This is a genomic window from Maricaulis sp. CAU 1757 (genome assembly GCF_054482675.1).
This window is the reverse complement of record NZ_JBTLRI010000001.1, coordinates 640,440-659,096: the sequence shown is the minus strand read 5'-3', so window position 1 is coordinate 659,096 and position 18,657 is coordinate 640,440. Positions and strand designations below refer to the sequence as shown.

General features: G+C 65.1%; 15 protein-coding genes. 11 read left to right on the top strand and 4 right to left on the bottom strand.

Translation table 11 applies throughout. The features are described from left to right. The first annotated feature begins 318 nt into the window (after positions 1-318). From ACXYMR_RS03080 to ACXYMR_RS03055, 6 genes are all read left to right on the top strand, one after another. The gene (locus ACXYMR_RS03080) at positions 319-2,115 is read left to right on the top strand and encodes an FAD-dependent oxidoreductase (RefSeq protein WP_458941284.1); all 1,797 of its coding nucleotides are present in this window, start codon (positions 319-321) and stop codon (positions 2,113-2,115) included. Continuing rightward, complete coding sequence (locus ACXYMR_RS03075) at positions 2,112-3,953, top strand: 2-oxoacid:acceptor oxidoreductase subunit alpha (protein WP_458941283.1); 1,842 nt, start codon at positions 2,112-2,114, stop codon at positions 3,951-3,953. The genes ACXYMR_RS03080 and ACXYMR_RS03075 overlap by 4 nt, the downstream gene beginning before the upstream one ends. A 1-nt stretch (position 3,954) precedes the next feature. Further along, on the top strand, positions 3,955-5,007 hold the full coding sequence (locus tag ACXYMR_RS03070; protein ID WP_458941282.1) for a 2-oxoacid:ferredoxin oxidoreductase subunit beta: 1,053 nt from the start codon (positions 3,955-3,957) through the stop codon (positions 5,005-5,007). 151 nt (positions 5,008-5,158) lie between these two features. After that, positions 5,159-5,923 carry a helix-turn-helix domain-containing protein gene (locus tag ACXYMR_RS03065; RefSeq protein ID WP_458941281.1) on the top strand — a complete coding sequence of 255 codons (765 nt, stop codon included), beginning with the start codon at positions 5,159-5,161 and terminating at the stop codon, positions 5,921-5,923. 91 nt (positions 5,924-6,014) lie between these two features. Beyond that, entirely contained in the window at positions 6,015-6,494 is a 480-nt protein-coding gene (locus ACXYMR_RS03060; RefSeq protein WP_458941280.1) for a MarR family winged helix-turn-helix transcriptional regulator, read from the top strand. Continuing rightward, the gene (locus ACXYMR_RS03055) at positions 6,491-7,411 is read left to right on the top strand and encodes a S41 family peptidase (protein WP_458941279.1); all 921 of its coding nucleotides are present in this window, start codon (positions 6,491-6,493) and stop codon (positions 7,409-7,411) included. Before ACXYMR_RS03060 ends, ACXYMR_RS03055 begins: the two co-directional genes overlap by 4 nt. A 66-nt stretch (positions 7,412-7,477) precedes the next feature. Here ACXYMR_RS03055 and ACXYMR_RS03050 read toward each other — a convergent pair whose 3' ends face one another. Next, complete coding sequence (locus ACXYMR_RS03050) at positions 7,478-9,220, bottom strand: M28 family metallopeptidase (protein WP_458941278.1); 1,743 nt, start codon at positions 9,218-9,220, stop codon at positions 7,478-7,480. Between the two features lie 193 nt (positions 9,221-9,413). Here ACXYMR_RS03050 and ACXYMR_RS03045 point away from each other — a divergent pair, with 193 nt between their 5' ends. Then, complete coding sequence (locus ACXYMR_RS03045) at positions 9,414-11,156, top strand: MFS transporter (RefSeq protein ID WP_458941277.1); 1,743 nt, start codon at positions 9,414-9,416, stop codon at positions 11,154-11,156. Further along, on the top strand, positions 11,153-12,025 hold the full coding sequence (locus ACXYMR_RS03040) for an alpha/beta fold hydrolase (RefSeq protein WP_458941276.1): 873 nt from the start codon (positions 11,153-11,155) through the stop codon (positions 12,023-12,025). The genes ACXYMR_RS03045 and ACXYMR_RS03040 overlap by 4 nt, the downstream gene beginning before the upstream one ends. Positions 12,026-12,141: 116 nt before the next feature. Here ACXYMR_RS03040 and ACXYMR_RS03035 read toward each other — a convergent pair whose 3' ends face one another. Beyond that, entirely contained in the window at positions 12,142-12,774 is a 633-nt protein-coding gene (locus tag ACXYMR_RS03035; protein WP_458941275.1) for a histidine phosphatase family protein, read from the bottom strand. Further along, positions 12,771-13,553 (bottom strand): 3-deoxy-manno-octulosonate cytidylyltransferase, encoded by a 783-nt coding sequence (gene kdsB, locus ACXYMR_RS03030; RefSeq protein WP_458941274.1) that lies wholly within the window; start codon positions 13,551-13,553, stop codon positions 12,771-12,773. Before kdsB ends, ACXYMR_RS03035 begins: the two co-directional genes overlap by 4 nt. Before the next feature lie 156 nt (positions 13,554-13,709). Between kdsB and ACXYMR_RS03025 the strand changes: the two genes are divergently transcribed. From ACXYMR_RS03025 to argC, 3 genes are read left to right on the top strand one after another with little or no spacing between them, the layout of a single operon-like run. Further along, positions 13,710-14,720: an N-acetylornithine carbamoyltransferase gene (locus ACXYMR_RS03025; RefSeq protein WP_458941273.1), complete on the top strand. Its 1,011-nt coding sequence runs from the start codon at positions 13,710-13,712 to the stop codon at positions 14,718-14,720. After that, entirely contained in the window at positions 14,717-16,054 is a 1,338-nt protein-coding gene (locus ACXYMR_RS03020; RefSeq protein ID WP_458941272.1) for an acetylglutamate kinase, read from the top strand. Before ACXYMR_RS03025 ends, ACXYMR_RS03020 begins: the two co-directional genes overlap by 4 nt. Then, on the top strand, positions 16,051-16,980 hold the full coding sequence (argC, locus tag ACXYMR_RS03015) for an N-acetyl-gamma-glutamyl-phosphate reductase (protein WP_458941271.1): 930 nt from the start codon (positions 16,051-16,053) through the stop codon (positions 16,978-16,980). Before ACXYMR_RS03020 ends, argC begins: the two co-directional genes overlap by 4 nt. Here the strand turns inward: argC and ACXYMR_RS03010 are convergent. Beyond that, positions 16,977-18,521 (bottom strand): ArnT family glycosyltransferase, encoded by a 1,545-nt coding sequence (locus ACXYMR_RS03010; protein WP_458941270.1) that lies wholly within the window; start codon positions 18,519-18,521, stop codon positions 16,977-16,979. The two genes, argC and ACXYMR_RS03010, sit on opposite strands and share 4 nt — an antisense overlap. Between the last annotated feature and the right edge of the window lie 136 nt (positions 18,522-18,657).

Genomic DNA, 18,657 nt, shown 5'->3' with positions numbered 1-18,657 from the left:
GTCCGCTAGGTATGACCCTCACTTTCGCGCGAATTTTATAAAAACCCGTTGGTAATCTGGGTAAACAAAGCCTTAATCGAACTTGGCGTTAGCAAAGCGTGAACGGATTGACGGGGCGCCTGGTCAGGCGCTCGCGGGCTGCCGGGGGGCTTGCCGGGCTTGGGGATTGCGAGCCAGCACGGTGACCAGCCAACTGCGGTGATGCGGCGAAATCGCTTGACCCTGCCCGGTGAACCGGTGCGAAAATGCCGATCAGACAATGGCGCCGGTTGTTAATTCGAACCAGCGATAGCGGGCCCGCCGGCCCGGGGTGAGGACATGAAGCCAACCGATACGCGCGATCCGGACTATTATCACAAGGTCGTGGATTGCCAGTGGGCCTGTCCGGCGCATACGCCGGTGCCCGAATACATCCGTCTCATCGCGCAGGGAAAGTTCACCGAAGCCTATCTGGTCAACCGGCGCTCGAACGTGTTTCCCGGCATTCTCGGCCGGGTCTGCGACCGGCCGTGCGAGCCGGCCTGCCGACGCGGGCGGGTCGAGGAGGAGCCGGTGGCGATCTGCCGCCTCAAGCGCGTCGCTGCCGACCATCGCGACGAAGTCAAACACCTGATTCCGCAAAAGCCGGGGAACAGCAATGGCAAGAGGATCGCCCTGATCGGCGCCGGCCCGGCCTCGCTGACGGTCGCCAATGACCTGGCCCCGCTGGGGTATGAATGCACAATCTTCGAGGCCCACCACCGTCCCGGCGGGCTGATGATCTCCAACATCCCCGCCTTCCGCCTGCCGGAGGAAGTGCTCGACGAGGAGATCGACTACATCCTCGACATGGGCGTCGAGCTCAAGACCAACCACCGCATCGAGAGCCTCGCGGCGCTGCTCGACGAAGGATATGACGCGGTCTTCGTCGGCTCCGGGGCGCCCAAGGGCAAGGATCTGAACATTCCCGGCCGTGACGAGGCGGCCGACAATATCCATATCGGCATCGACTGGCTGGAAAGCGTCGCCTTCGAGCATATCGACAAGATCGGCGAGCAGGTGCTGATCATCGGGGTCGGCAACACGGCGATGGATTGCTGTCGCTCATCGCTGCGTCTCGGCGCCAGCGACGTCAAGGTCATGGCGCGCAAGCCGCGGCAGTTTTTTAAGGCCTCGCCCTGGGAGCTGGAGGACGCCGAGGACGAGAATGTCGAGATCCTGGTCAATCATTCGCCCAAGCGTTTCGTCACGGAGAACGGCAAGCTCGTCGGCATGGAGTTCGAGCTCATGGAATACGAGCTCGACGAGACCGGCCGGATCACCGAGACCCGCGTTGCCGGCAGCAAGGTCATTCCGTGCACCGATGTCATCCTCGCCATTGGACAGGAAAATGCCTTTCCCTGGATCGAGCGCGATATCGGCATCGAGTTCGACAAATGGGGTGTTCCGGTGGTCGACGAGACGACTTTCCAGTCGACCCGTGCCGGTGTCTTCTTTGGCGGTGACAGCGCCTTTGGTCCCAAGAACATCATCTGGGCCGTCGAACACGGCCACCAGGCGGCGATCTCCATCCACAAGCACTGCTTGGGAGAGAGCCTCGAAGACCGGCTGGGCCGCGGGCTCAATCTCCAGTCGGCCAAGATGGGCGTCAATGAGTGGATGTATTCCAACGCCTATGAGGGCGCCCACCGCCGCGACATGCCGATGGTCGAGCTCAAGAAGCGACTGGCCGACCGCAAGCAGGAAGTCGAGCTGGGCTTTGACGCCGAGCGCATCGTCACCGAAGTGCAGCGCTGCCTGAACTGCGACGTGCAGACCGTGTTCGAGGCGCCGCTGTGCAAGGAATGCGACGCCTGCATGGACATCTGCCCGGTCGACTGCCTGTCGATCGTGCCCAATGCGGAGGAGGCGGAGCTGCGCGCCCGCCTCAGGGTGCCCGCCACCAATACCGAACAGGCCCTTTTCGTGTCCGAACCGCTCAAGGACACCGGACGGGTGATGATCAAGGACGAGAATTTGTGCCTGCACTGCGGCCTGTGCGCCGAACGCTGCCCGACGGCAGCCTGGGACATGCAGGACGGGGACATCCTGATCCCGCATGTCGAAGACGAAATCCGCAAGGTCGCGGCGGAATGAAGGACGTTCTGGACATGACGGCAGAGGCCAAGGGCGGCGTGCGGGTCAATGACTTCGTCATCAAGATCGCCAATGTGAACGGTACAGGCTCGGCCAGCGCCAACGGGCTGCTGATGAAGGCGATCTTCCGCATGGGCGTGCCCGTGGTCGGCAAGAACCTGTTTCCCTCCAACATCCAGGGCCTGCCGACCTGGTACGAGATCCGCCTGACCAAGGATGGCTACACGGCGCGTTCCGGCACCGCGGAATTCATGGTGGCGATGAATGCGGAGACCTACAAGCGCGACCTCGCCGAGGTCACGCCCGGCGGTTTCCTGCTGTACGATTCCACCTGGCCACGCCCCGACCTGCACATGCGCACCGACATCACTGCCATCGGCGTGCCCCTGGCCCGGATGTGCAATGAGAAGTTCGAGAATGCGCGCACCCGCGTGCTGATGAAGAACATGGCCTATGTCGGGGCAGTCGCCGGTCTCACCGGCATCGACGTGGAAGTGATCCGCGGCCTGGTGACCGAGATGTTCGGTACCAAGGCGCACCTGATCGACGCCAACATGAAGGCGATCCAGATAGGCCTGGACTATGTCCGCGAACATTACGCCGAGCCGCTGCCTCTGCGCGTCGAGGCGATGGACGCCACCGACGGCCACATCATGATTGACGGCAATACCGCAGCGGCGCTGGGCTGTGTCTATGCCGGAGCCACGTTCGGCGCCTGGTATCCGATCACTCCGTCGACTTCGCTGATGGACGGCTTCAAGGCGTTCTGCGAGAAATTCCGGGTCGACAAGGAGACCGGCACCAGGGATTTCTGCATCATCCAGGGCGAGGACGAACTGGCCTCGGTCGGCATGGCCATCGGTGCTGGCTGGAACGGGGCGCGCGCCTTCACGCCGACCTCCGGGCCGGGCATCTCGCTGATGAGCGAGTTCATCGGCTTTGCCTACTATGCCGAAGTGCCGGTGGTGCTGTTCGACGTGCAGCGCGCCGGACCGTCGACCGGCCTGCCGACCCGCACCCAGCAATGCGACCTCACGCTGGCCGCCTATGCCAGCCATGGCGACACCAAGCACATCCTGCTGTTTCCGGCGGATCCGAAGGAATGCTTCGAGATGGCGGTGCAGTCCTTCGACCTGGCCGAACGCTTCCAGACCCCGGTCTTCTTCATGACCGATCTCGATATCGGCATGAATGACTGGATGGTGCCGGAGCTCGAGTGGGATGAGAGCTACCGACCCGATCGCGGCAAGGTGTTGTCGAAGGACGAGATTGAGGGGCTGGAGAAATTCTACCGTTACGAGGACCGCGACGGCGACAACATCCCTTACCGGACGCTGCCGGGCGTTCACCCCAAGGGCGCCTATTTCACCCGCGGGTCGGGGCACAACTGGAAGGGCGGCTATACCGAGGATGCCGACGAGTACAAGGAAGTGCTCGATCGTCTGACCCGCAAGTGGAAGGATTCGGCCCGGGCCGTGCCGGGCCCGGTGATCCGCCGCTGTGAGAATCCGACCCGACGCGCCATCGTGTCTCTTGGCGGCTGCGACGGTGCCGTCATCGAGGCCATGGACCGGCTCGCCGAGCAGGGCATCCACCTCAATTATCTGCGCGTTCGGGGCTTCCCCTTTGCCACGGAGATCGAGGACTTCATCGCCGAGCATGACGAGGTCTTCGTGGTCGAGCAGAACCGTGACGCCCAGCTGCGCTCTCTGCTGATCAACGAAACCGCGGCGGACAAGGCCAAGCTGGTGCCGGTGCTCGATTATGCCGGCATGGCGGCCAATCCCAAGTTCATCATCGAGGGCATAACCGCCCATCTTGCCACTGAGGAGGCCTGACATGACCTCGATGCCGAAACCCTTCATCGACAAGCATTTGCCGAAAAACAAGCTGGGTCTGACGGTACGCAATTACGAAGGCGTGATGTCGACCCTGTGCGCCGGCTGCGGGCATGACTCGGTCACGGCGGCCCTGGTCCAGGCTTTCTGGGAGCTCGACCTGGCGCCGGAAAGCGCGGCCAAGGTGTCCGGCATCGGCTGTTCGTCCAAGACCACGGCCTATTTCATGGGCCAGTCGCATGGCATCAATTGTGTGCACGGTCGCATGCCATCGGTCGCCACCGGGGCCAATGCGGTCAATGGCAAGCTTCACTATATCGGCATTTCCGGCGACGGGGACTCGCTGTCGATCGGCTTCGGCCAGTTCGCGCACGCCATCCGGCGCAATCTCAACATGCTCTACGTGCTCGAGAATAATGGCGTGTATGGTCTGACCAAGGGGCAGTTCTCGGCCTCGGCGGACTATGGCTCGAAAACCAAGAAGGGCGTGGCCAACGAGCAGACGCCGATCGACCCGTGCGTCCAGGCGCTGACGCTGGGGGCCGGCTTCGTGGCCCGTGCCTTCTCCGGCGACAAGTCGCAGCTGATCCCGCTGATCAAGGCCGGGCTGATGCACAAGGGCTTCGCGCTGATCGACATCATTTCGCCCTGCGTGACCTTCAACGACCATCCCGGCTCGACCAAGAGCTATGCCCATACCTACAAGTACTACCATCCGCTGGTGCACACCGACTTCGTGGCCCATGCCGAGGAAATCACCGGGGAGTACGGCGCAGACGGTGCGATGACCGTGCCCTTGCACGATGGCGGCACGCTGCGCCTGCGCAAGACGGAGAGCGCCTATGATCCGCGCGACCGGGCCCAGGCCATCGAGACACTTCTGCTGGGCGGCTCGGACGGCGAGATCCGCACCGGCCTGCTCTACCTTAATGAGGACATGCCCGACATGCATGCCGCCAACCGGCTGCCCGAGACACCGCTCAATGCGCTGCCGCACGACAAGCTGTGCCCGGGCAGCGCGGCTCTCAAGGCCGTGCAGAAGCGCTACCGCTAGGGTGCTGCGGAACTGAACGCGAAGAGGCCCGTTCCTGTTAGCGGGCCTTTTCTGTGACCGGATTCCGGTCGGGGCGCCCGCACACCTGCTGACGGATATCGCGTCAATGTTCGGAAATCTTTGACGTTAAGGTCAAATGCGCCGAAAGTGAGTGCGCAGGCTTTGCACTCGGGCGCCGAAGTGCGGTCGGTCCAGGCGTCGGGCGTATCCCGCGTGCCGGTACCGGCTGACATGTGAAGGCCGTCGGGTGTGCTGTCCAGAGGGGGTGAGATTAGTGCAAGACGTGAACTTGTCGGTGTCATCAAACAAAGTGAACTGGCCTTCGGTTATCCGGAATTTCCGGATGTCGAAACGGTTGAAGCAGGCTGCCCTTGCGGCTGATCTCGGCGTCACCCAGGCCATGATATCGCGCTGGGAGAACGGCGATTCCGAGCCGCCGGAACGGATCAAGCGCCGCATGGCGGAACTGGTCCAGGACGCTTTCGTGATCGCCCCGGCGCCAACCTGGGCCGATCTGGTCACCCTCAATCCGGGCATCGAACTGGTGACCGACTCCATGGGCATGATCAAGGCGATATCGCGTGGCGCCCTGGAGTTGTTCGGCGTCCGCCGCAATGAGATGGAAGGGCGTAACATAAACGACTTTCTGGGGGGCGACTTCAAGGAAGCCCTGGCCAGCCTGCGCCGCGAGGGCATGTTCCAGAACAATCTCGCCTACGCCCAGAGCCTCGGCTCGCTTGAAGCCAATGTGTCATCAGGTTTCAAGGCTCTTCTGTGTGACTTCATTCACTGGCCACGCATTTCCGAGGCCCGGACCACGTATTGCGTGCACACCGGAGCGGTCCTGAACGAGAAGCAGTACACGGCCCGGCTGGAAGAGCGCAGCGAGAAACTCGTTCTGCGCCGAACTTTCTAGCGATTTCAAAAATATAGAGCGCTTCGCATGCCTCGGTTGACATCCTGGAGCAAACTCCATAAGCAATCATATAACTGCTTATGGAGTTGACATGACGCAAGTCAGGCAAACCTTGGGAACCCAGGTCCGCCGGTTGATCGAACTGCTCGATGGGGATCTCGCCGGGGTCTACCGCGACCTCGGTCTCGACTACCGGCCGCGCTACACGCCCGTGATGCGGCAATTGTTCAGGGAGGCGCCGCTTTCGGTGGGCGACCTGGCCCGCCGCTCCGGGCTGACCCAGCCGGCGGTCAGCCAGACCCTGCGCCAAATGCAGAGTGCAGGTCTTGTCGAGGACCACGCCGATCGCGATGGCCGCGTGCGACTGATCGCACTGACCGATGCGGGCGAGGCCCTGCGGGGGCCCCTCAATAAGCAGTGGCAGGCGACTGCGAGAGCCGCCGCCGCCCTCGACGATCAACTCTCAACACCGCTTTCGGCCGTGCTGGCCGAAGCCATTGCGGCTCTCGAAGCCGACCCTTTTGCTGACCGCATCCGGCGGCTGACCCAATCCGAGGACACCCCTTCATGATTACCTCCCTGATCGCCGCCCTGTCGTTGGCCACCTGTCCGGCCCTGGGCGAGCTGGAAAACGAGCTCCAAAGCCTGCTCGCCGAGCAGTATATCCTTCCGGAGGTCGGCCAAGCCGCCGCCGAGGCGATCGATCGCGGGCTGCTGGAAAGCGCCTTGGCCAGCGACAGCTTCGGGCGCACGCTCACCCTGCACATGCGTGATGTGACCGGTGACATGCACTTTGCCTTCGACCGCGTTGATCCGAATGCCGAGGGGGAACCCGACTGGGAGGCGGAATGGCTCGCCGAAGCGCCGTCGGTGAACTATGGCGTGGCGGCCGCTGAAGTGCTGGAGGGCGATATCGGTTATCTCCGGCTCAGCACCTTCTATCATGTCGATATCGCCGCGCAGGCATATCTGGACGCATTCGAGACAATCCAGCACAGCCGCGCCCTGATCATCGACCTGAGGGGGAATAGCGGCGGGGAGGGCTCCTCCGTCGACACCGTCCGGCGCTACGTCACCGGCCGTGATGATTACGTGCGCCTGCAGTTTGTTGACCGGGCCGGCATTGATCATGCCGACGCCTGGTACGGCGAATTCGAGCCGGCGGCCCTAGGGGCCCGCTGGGCCGCCGACAAGCCGGTCTATGTTCTTATCGACGAAAACAGTTTCTCGGCCGCGGAAGATCTGGCCTACGGGCTGAGGAATGACGGCCGGGCGGTGCTGGTCGGGACGGCAAGCGGAGGCGGGGCCAATCCGCCTGAGACCTTCGACCTGCCGTGCGGCGTCAAGGCCTGGATGCCGACACGACAGCCGATCGATCCGCGCACCGGGAGCAATTGGGAACGCGTCGGAGTGCAGCCTCACATCCCCGTCGAGGGGGATGCGCTGGAGCACGTGCTGGACCTTCTCCGGCAGTCCCGTGCGGAGTAGGCCATCGGTCAGAAAAAAGGGCGACCCGGCCGGGTCGCCCTTTCTCTCTCTTCCGGTGCGGCAGGATCAGTCTTCGGATCCAGCCCGCTGGGCGTCGCGAAGACCGCGGAACTCATTGCCTTCGTACCAATTCGGCCAGGCATCGCTGTCGGCCAGAGCGCGGCCGACATTGTAGAACAGCTCGGTGCTTTCCATGATGCCGGACATGTCCCAGTCGGCCGAGTATTCGTCTGCCGGACCGTGATAGCGGTTCTGGGTATAGTCCTGGCCAGCGGCTTCACCGGCTTCGCGGCCGCCTTCCACCAGATCAACGCCGCCATCGGCGTACAGCATGGGCACGCCCTTCTTGGCCAGCGAGATGTGGTCGGAACGGTAGAAATAGCCGGCCTGCGGATTGGGGTCGGCGACGATGTAGCGGTCCTGTGCTTCCGCCTGTTCGGTCAGCACGTCTTCCAGTTGGGAAGCGCCGTGACCCACGACCACGACATCGCGCGAGCGACCGGTCGGCAGGATGGCGTCGATATTGATGCCGCCCACCGTTTGGCTGAACGGAACGATCGGATTCTCGCCGTAATAGGCCGAGCCCAGCAGGCCGGATTCCTCGGCCGTGACCGCGAGGATCATCACCGAGCGCTCCGGCGGGTTGGCGGCAAAGGCCTCGCCGGTCTCGATGATGGCGGCCGTGCCGGTGGCGTTGTCGACGGCGCCGTTATTGATGGCGTCCTCGCCCGGGCCGGCATTGGCATTGGTGCCGAGATGGTCCCAGTGCGCGGTGTATAGGACGTACTCGTCCGGACGCGTGGTGCCCGGAACGACACCGACGACATTGCGGCTGTCCATGGTGCGGGTCGAGTTGTACAGCGTCGCCGAGGCGGTCAGCCCTTCCATCGGCACCGGTTCAAATCCGGGCTGGGCGGCAGCGGCGGTCAGCGCGTCGAAATCGAGGCCGGCGAGGTCGAACAGGCGGCGGCCCGTATCCTCGGTGACCCAGCTCTCGAAGCCGGCAAACGTGCCCTCGCCAGGCTCGCGGGCCAGGTCGAGCTGGGCGCCGGACCAGGACCCTGAAACCACGTTCCAGCCATAGGAGGCCGGCTCGGTCTGGTGGATGATGATGACGCCGTCGGCGCCCTGGCGGGCGGCTTCCTCGAACTTGTAGGTCCAGCGCCCGTAATAGGTCATGGCATTGCCGTTGAAGAGCCCCATCTCCGGATTGGCGAAGCCGGGGTCATTGATCAGCATGACCACGGTCTTGCCCTCGACATCGAGCCCTTCATAGTCGTTCCAGTCATACTCCGGAGCCACCACGCCGTAGCCGACAAAGACCAGCTCGCTGTCCTCGACCGCGACTTCGGCGTCCGCGCGCTTGGTCCAGAACACGACATCGTCGCGCATGGTCAGGCCGAGGCCCTCGCCATCATCGTGGATGTCAAATGAGGAGCGGGTCTCGTCCAGCGTCACTTCGAGAAGCGGGACGGGCTGGAAATAGCTGCCGTCATAGCCCGGTTCGAGACCGGCATTGCGCATCTCTTCGGCGATCCAGTTGGAGGCATCGATACCGCCCTGGGTCGCCGGGGCACGGCCGGCAAAGGAATCGTCGGCGAGGGTCGAGATGCGATAGCGCATATCGGCCTCGGAAATCTCGGCCACGGTGGTCGCGTTGACTTCCGTCCCGGCGTCATCGGTCGCGGTGGCGACATCCGTCTCGACTGCCGGTTCGGCGTCGGTGGTCATTTCGGTATCGTCGGCGCCCGGGCTGCAGGCGGCCAGTAGAAGACTGCCGAGGGCAGCGCTGAAGGCAAGGTGTTTCATGATGATCCCCGTCAATGCGTTGGGCTTGGTCTGAAATCTGTGGCACATCCTGCATTGGCAGGACTGCGAGACAAGATGATAGCACAGGGTCGCGGGCCGCAAATGGGGTTTGACCAAACCTGAATGACCATTCATGTTCGGTTTGACGAGGGTAAAGAAGGCGCTGGGAGGCGTCGCCTGTCGGGGGAGTGACATGGCCGAGACACACGTGGAATCCAAAACCGGGGCGGACCGCCTGCCGAGCGGCAGCTATCGCGGCGTCGTCATGCTGCTGCTCTTCCTGGTCTATGCCTTCAACTTCCTCGACCGGCAGATCATTTCCATCCTCGCCATCCCGATCAAGGAAGAGCTGGCACTGAGCGACGAACAGCTGGGCCTGCTCGGCGGCATCGCTTTTGCGCTGCTCTACTCGACCCTGGGTGTGCCGATCGCCTGGTTCGCCGACCGGTTCAACCGAACCTGGATCATGACAGTCGCACTGACCGTGTGGTCGGGCTTCACGGCCGTCAGCGGGCTGGCCCAGAACTTTACCCAGCTCTTTCTGGCCCGCGTCGGTGTCGGCATCGGCGAAGCCGGCGGCGTGGCCCCGGCCTACACCATCATCGCCGATTATTTTCCGCCCCAGAGCCGGGCGAGGGCCTTGGCCATCTACTCGCTCGGCATCCCGGTCGGCAGCGCCTTCGGCGTGATTGCCGGCTCGCAGATCGCAGGCGGCGGCATTTCCGATGATCTCGACTGGCGCTCCGCCTTCATCATTGTTGGCATTGCCGGCGTTGTCCTGGCACCGATCTTCAAGCTCATCGTGCGCGAACCCAAACGCGGCCAGTTCGACGACGTGCCCGCCCACGACATGCGTGCGCGGCAGGTCACCAAGGCCTATACACCGGAGCGCGGTCGTCTGCTGTCGAAAGCGGCGGCAGTGATCCTCGCCCTGCCGAGTCTGCTGTCCCTGTTCAACATGCTCGTCTTCAACGCCACACCGGTGCAGTCGGTTGGCGTGCTCATCGCCACCGCTGTCGTCTCCGCGATCTGCGGCTGGCTGGCCGGACGCTGGATTGCGCAGCACTCGAACTGGCTGGCGCTCGGCTTCGGCCTGTCCGTCCTGTTCACCCTGCCGGGCCTGATCGCATGGGGCCTGCCGGTCATGCTCGACGGCGCCGGCTTCGGCACGTCAGCGATTGGCTGGCTTGCCGGGCGGGCCATCGCGGGCCTGCTCGTGGGCTTCTTCTTTGCCGCCTTCCGCGATTTCATGGAGCTCGCACTCGGCAAGCCGAGCTTCTGGCTCTTGATTCTCGGCGCCTCGGCCTCGTCGATGATGGGATATGGCGTGTTCTTCTGGCTGCCCTCCTTCTTCGCCCGCTCCTTCGAGCTGTCGCTGACCGAGACCGGCTGGGTCTTCGGCGGCGTGCTGTTCGTGGCCGGCAGTCTCGGCATCTTCCTGGGCGGAGTGATGGGCGACTGGATGGGCAAGCGATCGCGCGCCGCCTTCGCCACCGTGCCGGGCTTTGCCTTCCTGGCCTGCGCGCCACTCTACTGGGCCGGCATCCTGTCGCCCTCGGCAGCGCTGGCCGCCGCCTTGCTCTTCATCCCGACCGCGCTTGGCCTGGCCTGGCTGGGGCCGGTCCTTTCGGCGTTCCAGCACCTGGTGCCGCCGCACATGCGCACCAGTGCCTCCTCGGTCTTCCTGCTGATCAACAACCTGCTGGGCATTGGCGGCGGCGTCTACGTGCTGGGGCGACTGTCGACTGTGCTCGAGCCGACCTATGGAGAAGGCTCGCTGAAAGTGTCGATCCTGATCGGCGCGTGTCTTTACCTGGTCGCTGCCTTCTTCATGTTCTGGGCCGCCCGCTACCTGCCGCGTGACTGGCAGGGCGAAGGCTCGAGCAAACCCGCCCCCCTTGCCGAACCACCGACGGAGGCCGAACCGATCGCATGACCGAGCCGCGTTTTACCGAACACTTCTTCACCACCGCCGACGGCCCGCGCGTGCATTACCGCGACTATCCTGCTGTCGGGGCGGAAACCGGACTGCCGGTGCTGTGCCTGCACGGACTGACCCGGAACGTGCGTGATTTCGAAGACCTCGCCCCGGACATCGCTGCTCTGGGCCGGCGTGTCATCGTGGTGTCCCAGCGCGGGCGCGGGCAATCGGATCCCGACCCGGTGATCGAGCGCTATGAGCCGGTTACCTATGCTGGCGACATGCTGGCGCTGCTCGATGCGCTGGACCTGCCGCGCGTGGTCTTTGTCGGGACTTCGATGGGCGGGCTGATGACCATGATCATCGCCGGCACCCAGCCACAGCGCATTGCAGCCGCGGTGATCAACGATATCGGACCGGAAATCTCCCTGCCGGGGCTCGAGCGCATCAAGGCCAACACGTCGAGTCGAGACCCGGTGACGAGCTGGGCCGAGGCCGCCAGGCGGACTCGCGAAAACAATGTCGCGGCCTTCCCGGACCGCGCCGACGACGACGCCTTCTGGGACGATTTCGCGCGCAAGACCTGGATCGAGCGCGCCGACGGCACGATCGAGCTGGAGTATGACGGCAATATCCTCGCCGGGCTGGGTGGAGGTACCGCCCCGCCGACGATCTGGGAGTTCTGGAAACCCTTCGCCGATATTCCCACTCTCTTGGTGCGCGGCGGCATCACCGATCTGCTGGCCGAGGCGACAGTGGAGCAGATGCTGGCCGAGAAGCCGGACCTAGACGTGGTCGAAGTGCCAAATGTCGGTCACTGCCCCTTCATGACGGAGCCGGAGGCCTGGGCTGCGATCAGGGCTTTCCTGGGACGGGTAGAGTAGGTGGCCCGACAGGAGGTCGCGGCGTTGCGTCCTGCAACTGCGGTCGCATGAACGGTAATCTCTATCCGACAGCTTAGGGCGCCAGGCGCGGCATCAGGCTCGTGCCACTCTATCCGCTACCCGAACGCCTCCGCCAGCAGCTCTGCCTCCGGCTTTTCGTTCCAGAACAGCCGGATTCCGGCCCGTCCCTTGATCTCCGCCCCGCACACATGCCCCGTCTTCACCTTGGCATTGGCGTCCTCGCCCATCAGGGCGGCGTGCATGTAGCGCAGGATGCCGTTGGAGGTGATCACCAGGGCGAGCCCGTCAGTCTCGGCGGCTTCGGCCATGGCGGCCAGGGCGTTGTCTTTCAGGGTGGCCTCGTCGGGACACCAGTCGACGCCGGGCGGTCGGGTGTGGTGCTGGTCCCACAGGGCCAGAGTGTCCGCACCGAACTCGGCCTCGATTTGGGCGTTGGATTTGCCGCCCCAGGACCCGTAGTCGATTTCCTTGAGGCGCTCATCGATCTCGATGTCGGCCTCGAAGCCGGTCAGCTCGGCGACGATCTCGGCGGCCCGGCGGGTGCGCGCGAGCGGACCGGCGATGATGCGGGCTGGCCTGAGGCCGGCCTCGCGCAGGGCTTCGCCAAGGGCGCGGGCCTGGGCTTCGCCGGTCTTGACCAGCGGCAGGTCTTCACGTGCGCCGACCCACACCGGCGTGTCGCCGGGACCGAAGGTGTTGCCGTGGCGGGCGAGTAGGACGCGGCTCATGGCACCAGCTCGCCTTCGCGCTCGATGATGCCCTCGACCACCGGCACGTCTTCCGGCGCGTCCACCGACCAGGCCGAGCGGCCGCGGTAATCGGTCGGCACAACGCGGATCGGGATGCCGTTCTCGAGCGCCCTGAGCTGCTCGAGGCTTTCCGCCTGTTCCAGCGGCGAGGGGTCGAGTGCGACCAGGGTTTCGAGAGTTTCGCGGCGATAGCCGTACAGGCCGATATGCTGCCAGGTCGGGGTGCCGGCTTCGGGGTGGCGCTGGAAGGGAATGACGCCCTTGGAGAAGTAGAGCGCGTCCATGTCCTTGCGGAACACAACCGTGGTCCCGCCGACTATGCCCTTGGCCTTCATGTCGCGCATGCGTGCCGCGGTTTCCTCGGGCATCTGCACTGCCGGCGTGGCCATGGGCAGGCCGGGATTGGCGCGCATGGCCGAGGCGACATCGCCGATGACCCAGGGCGGTATGAGGGCCGCGTCGCCCTGCACGTTGATGACAATCTCGGCGTCGCTGTCGAGGCGCCGCACGGCGTCGAGGGCACGCTCTGTACCGTTGCGGCAGGTACTATCGGTCATCACCGCCTCGCCGCCGAAGCCTGCGACGGCCTCGACGATGCGCGCATCATCAGTGGCCACAACGACGCGGTCGACGCCTTCCGCAGCGCTTGCCGAACGCCAGACGCGCTCGATCATCATGCGCCCGGCGATCGGCGCCAGCGGCTTGCCGGGAAAGCGGGTCGAGCCGTAGCGCGACGGTATGACGGCGATGACGGACATGGGCGGGCTCCGGTTGAGATCGGGCGCACTGTGCCGTCAAACCCGGCCCGGCATCAATATCGCGCCCGCAGTCGGGGTCGCCCAAGCTGTCTATGGACAAGCCCTCCGGCGGGCCTTAAGGCGCAGGCATGTCCTATCCGGCAGCAGGATTGCCTCATGCGCCATTTTCTCTCTACCGCCGACTGGTCCCGCAATGAGCTGCAGGACCTGCTTCACCGCGCCAGCGCGTTCAAGGCGGGGGTGGAGAGCCGATGCATGCAGGGCAAGTCGATCGCCCTCGTCTTCTTCAATCCGTCCCTGCGCACCCGGACCTCGTTTGACATCGGTGCCTGGAAGCTGGGCGGCAAGGCCATCGTCCTTGACGCCAAGGGGGCGACCTGGCCGCTGGAATTCGGTGACGGCGTGACCATGGACGGCAGTGCGGAAGAGCACGTGCGCGAGGCGGCGCGGGTGTTGTCGAGCTATGTCGACCTGATCGCCATCCGCTGCTTTCCCGAGTTCAAGGACTGGCCGGCAGAGCGCGCGGACCCGATGATCACGGCGTTCGCGAAGCACGCCACGGTGCCGGTGATCAACATGGAGACCATCGTCCACCCGTGTCAGGAGCTGGCCCTGATGCGGGCCTTGCAGGACCGCATCGGAGCGGTCGAGGACAAGACCTTCCTGCTCACCTGGGTCCCGCACCCCAAGCCGCTGAACACGGCAGTGGCCAATTCGGCCCTGCTGATCGCCTCCAAGTTCGGCATGAATGTGCGCGTCCTGGTGCCCGACGAGGTCTACCGCCTCGATGACCGCTACATGGACGCCGCTGCCCGCTTCGTCGCCGAGGGCGGCGGCTCGGTGTCGATGACCAGTGATGTCGACGCCGCCTATGACGGTGCCGACGCGGTCTATGCCAAGAGCTGGGGCGCGCTGCCATTCTACGGCAAGTGGGAAGACGAGGCGCCGTATCGCGCCAAGGGAGCTGACTTCATGGTCACCCCGGACAAGATGGCGCGCACCAACAACGCCGTGGTCAGCCACTGCCTGCCGATGCGGCGCAATGTGAAGATTGCGGACGCCGTGGTGGATAGCGACGCCTTTCTCGGCATCGAGGAGGCGGCAAACCGGCTGCCTGTGCAGATGGCAGTGATGGAGCGCTTGCTGACTTCCGGGAGTGGATCATGAGCGCTTCGACCGGACCGGGCGTGCGCCAGACGATTGTGCAATTGCTGTCGCAGATGCGCGACGGCAAGGAGATCCGCGAATACCTGCAGCGTTTTTCCGGCGTCGACCAGGAGCGGTTTGCGGTGATCAAGGTGGGAGGTGCGGTGATCGAGGAGGATCTCGACGGTCTCGCCTCGGCTCTCGCCTTCCTGCAGACCGTCGGTCTGACGCCGGTCGTGGTGCATGGCGGCGGGCCGCAGCTGGACCGGGCCCTGAGCGAGGCCGGTATCGCCACCGAACGCGTGGACGGGCTGCGGGTGACGCGTGCCGAGGCCGTGCCGCATATCCGCGACACGCTAATGCGCGCCAACCTCGCCGTGGTCGAGGCCGTGCGCGAAGCTGGCGGCCGGGCCGCGGCGGTGCCGCGCGGCGTGTTTGAGGCGGAGCTGGTCGATGCCGAAAAGCTGGGCCGTGTCGGTCAGCCGACCCGGGTGCACCTGGAGCAGGTGGCTGCGGCAGCACGGGCCGGCCAGGCGGCGATACTGGCCTGCCTCGGCGAAACCAAGGACGGTCAGCTGGTCAATATCAACGCCGATGTCGCGGTGCGCGCCCTGGTGCACGCCCTGCAGCCCTACAAGGTGATCTTCCTGACTGGCACGGGTGGCCTGCTCGATGAAGACGGCGAGATCATCTCCTCGATCAATCTGGCCACCGATTACGAGGCGCTGGTCGCCGCCGACTGGGTGCATGGCGGCATGCTGCTCAAGATGCAGGAGATCCGGCGCCTGCTCGACGACTTGCCGCTGTCCTCCTCGGTCTCAATTACGCGACCGACAGAACTGGCGCGCGAATTGTTCACTCACGCAGGGGCCGGCACACTGATCCGCCGCGGTGAGCACATCATGACGACAGACGACAAGGCCAAGCTGGACATCGACCGCCTGGACGCCTTGGTCGGCAAAGCCTTCGGGCGCCGTCCGGTGGCGGGGTATTGGGACGGGCTCGAGCTGGACCGGGCCTTCGTCTCTGACAGCTACCGAGCGGCGGCGCTGACCACGAAGCTGGCCGGACATGTCTATCTCGACAAGTTTGCCGTGCTCGATGCGGCGCGCGGCGAAGGACTGGGGCGCACGGTGTGGCAGCAGCTCGCCGAATACGCGCCGGAGATGATCTGGCGCTCGCGTACCGAAAACCCGGTTAACGGCTTCTATTTCGAGGCCTGTGACGGGGCGGTGCGGCGCGATGAGTGGACGGTGTTCTGGCGCGGGCCGCAGAAGCCGGCCGAGCTCGACACGGTGATCGAGGCCGCCTTCGCCCTGCCACCGACGCTGGGGCCAAGGGAGGACGGGGCATGAGCTTGCGGGTCGGACTGGTCGGCGCGCGCGGTCATACCGGGCGCGAATTGCTGCGCCTGATCGCCGGGCGCGATGATCTCGAGCTCGCCTATGCCAGTTCGCGCGAGCTGGCGGGACAGGCGGTGGCAGAGATGGCGCCGGAAGTGAGCGGTGACCTCAACTTCGAAGCATTGGGGCCCGCCGATGTCGCAGCGCGCGGGGCCGACGCCGTGATCCTCGCCATGCCCAACGGGGCCGCGGCGCCCTTCGTGGACGCCCTGCCGGAGACAACACTGATCGTCGACCTGTCGGCGGATTTTCGCTTTGATACAGGCTGGGTCTACGGGCTGCCGGAGATACACGGCCGCGAGTGCCTGTCTCGGGCCCGGCGCATTGCCAATCCGGGCTGTTATGCCACCGCCGGCCAACTGGCCCTGGCGCCACTGCGCGGACGCCTGGCCGGTCCGTCGACCGTGTTCGGCGTGTCGGGTTATTCCGGGGCCGGCACCACGCCCTCGCGCAAGAACGATCCAGCGGCGCTGGCCGACAATCTCATGCCCTACGCCCTGGCCGGCCATATCCACGAACGCGAAATGAGCCATCACCTGGGCTCGGATGTGCGCTTCACGCCCCACGTTGCGGCTTTCTTCCGCGGCATCGTGGCGACGGTCCACGCCGACCTGTCCCAGCCGGTCGAAGCGGCAGAACTGCTGGCTCTCTATCGCGAGTATTATGCCGGCGAAGCGCTGGTCGAGGTCCGTGACACGATCCCGGAAGTGCGCGACGGGGCCGGGTGTCCCGGTGCCGTGATCGGCGGCCTGGCAGTGGCTGATGGCGGCTGGCGGGCGGTCATCGTCGCGACGCTGGACAACCTGCTCAAAGGCGCCGCGGTGCAGGCGATGCAGAACCTGACCCTGGCCCTAGGCCTGCCGGAAGCGCGCGGCTAGTCGTCCAGCGCGGCGTCGCGAGCACGCCAGCGGGTTTCGTAGGCGGCATCGCGTGGCACACGCTGCTGGCCTTCGGCGTGCCACAGGGTGAAGTCGCGGGTGCGGTCGCCGTCGAGCGGGATGGCCAGCGTGCCACGGCTCTCGAATACCTCGAAATCGTCGCGCATCCGGGCCACCTCCAGGGGCCGGTGCGAGACGATGAGCAGGGGGCCGTCCTCGTCCGGGGCGAGCGGCCAGACCTGTTCGGCGTGGTTGATGGGGCCGGCATAGCGCCACCACATGCGCATGCGGCCGTCCAGCTCGGGGGCATAGCGCTGGGTCTGGTGGAAGATATTGCGGTCATCGAACACGATGTAGCGGTATTCCTCACCGGCAGCCGCCTCGATGGCGGCGGCGGTTTCCGGCCAGGCCCGGATGCGCTTGGTGGCATTGTCGGCCCCGATGGCCTCGACCAGCGCCGGGCTTGCCGCGAGCGTCATGACCCCGACGCCGATAAGGGTATGAATGGCGACAGATCCTGCCAGGACCCAGCGACGCCAGACCGGGCCGCGCATCAGGAAGGCGGCGACCAGCAGCGTGCCGGCGACATAGGCCGAGGCGGCCCAGTTGGCGTGGGCGCGGCTGATGAAGGATTGCAGGGAGACCACAAGCAGGGGCGGCAGCACGTAGAATACGAGGAGCAGGGCGGTGCGGTCGCCACCGCGCACCCGGCGGAGCGCCTGGACGCAGATGACGAGCAGGACCGGGAACAGAATCGGCCCGAAAACGCCGAACTGCTCGCCGACGAAATCGGCCAGCTCGGCGGGGTGGAACAGGTCGCCGCCCCAATTCGCGTTGGCCGCGGTATGCGACACGGTGGCGAAGTCGTTGGCAGCGTTCCACAGCAGGTTGGGAGTCAGGCAGGCCACGACGACGAGGCCGGCGATCAGGCCGTTGCGGCCGACCAGGGTCCGGCGCAGAGTCGCGTCGACCACGAGTCCGATCGCCGTGCCGACCACGAAATAGATCATGGCGTATTTCGACAGGAAGCCGAGCCCGATTGCGAGGCCCAGCGCGGCGGCCGTGCGGGCGCCGGCGCCGCGGCGCAGGTGCAGCAGGGCTAGCAGGGCGCCGGAGAAACAGGTCAGCAAAAGGGCATCGGTCGACATCACCACGGCGGACAGCCAGACGCCCGGCATGGTGATGTAGATCAGGGCGGCGGCGAAGCCGGTGCGCCGGTCCCATATCAGCCGGGCTGCGGCATAGAGAAACAGCGCGGTGGCAGAATGGAGCAGGGCTGCCGGCAGGCGCACGGCAAAGTCGCTGTCGCCGAGCAGGGCGGTCGACAGGCCGATCAGCCAGGCGATCATCGGCGGCTTGGAGAAATAGCCCCAGTCGAATTCGCGTGACCAGACCCAGTATTGCGACTCGTCGGCGTAGAGCGCGACCGGGCTGAGCACGAGCGCCAGCAGGCGCAGCGCCAGAAGCCCTCCGATCAGGGCGAGCGTGGCATGATACCAGGTCCGGGAATCAGGGGCACGGGCAAAGTCGGTGTCGAGCATGCGGGACGGGTACCAAGCTGTCAGAAGTGTAACATTTTCGCCGCAGCCTATGCGCTTTTAGCGGTGACGGGTAAAGGGCGCGACGGAGAAAAATCCGCGCGCCAGCTGATCCTCAAATCCCGGATATTGAGGTTTT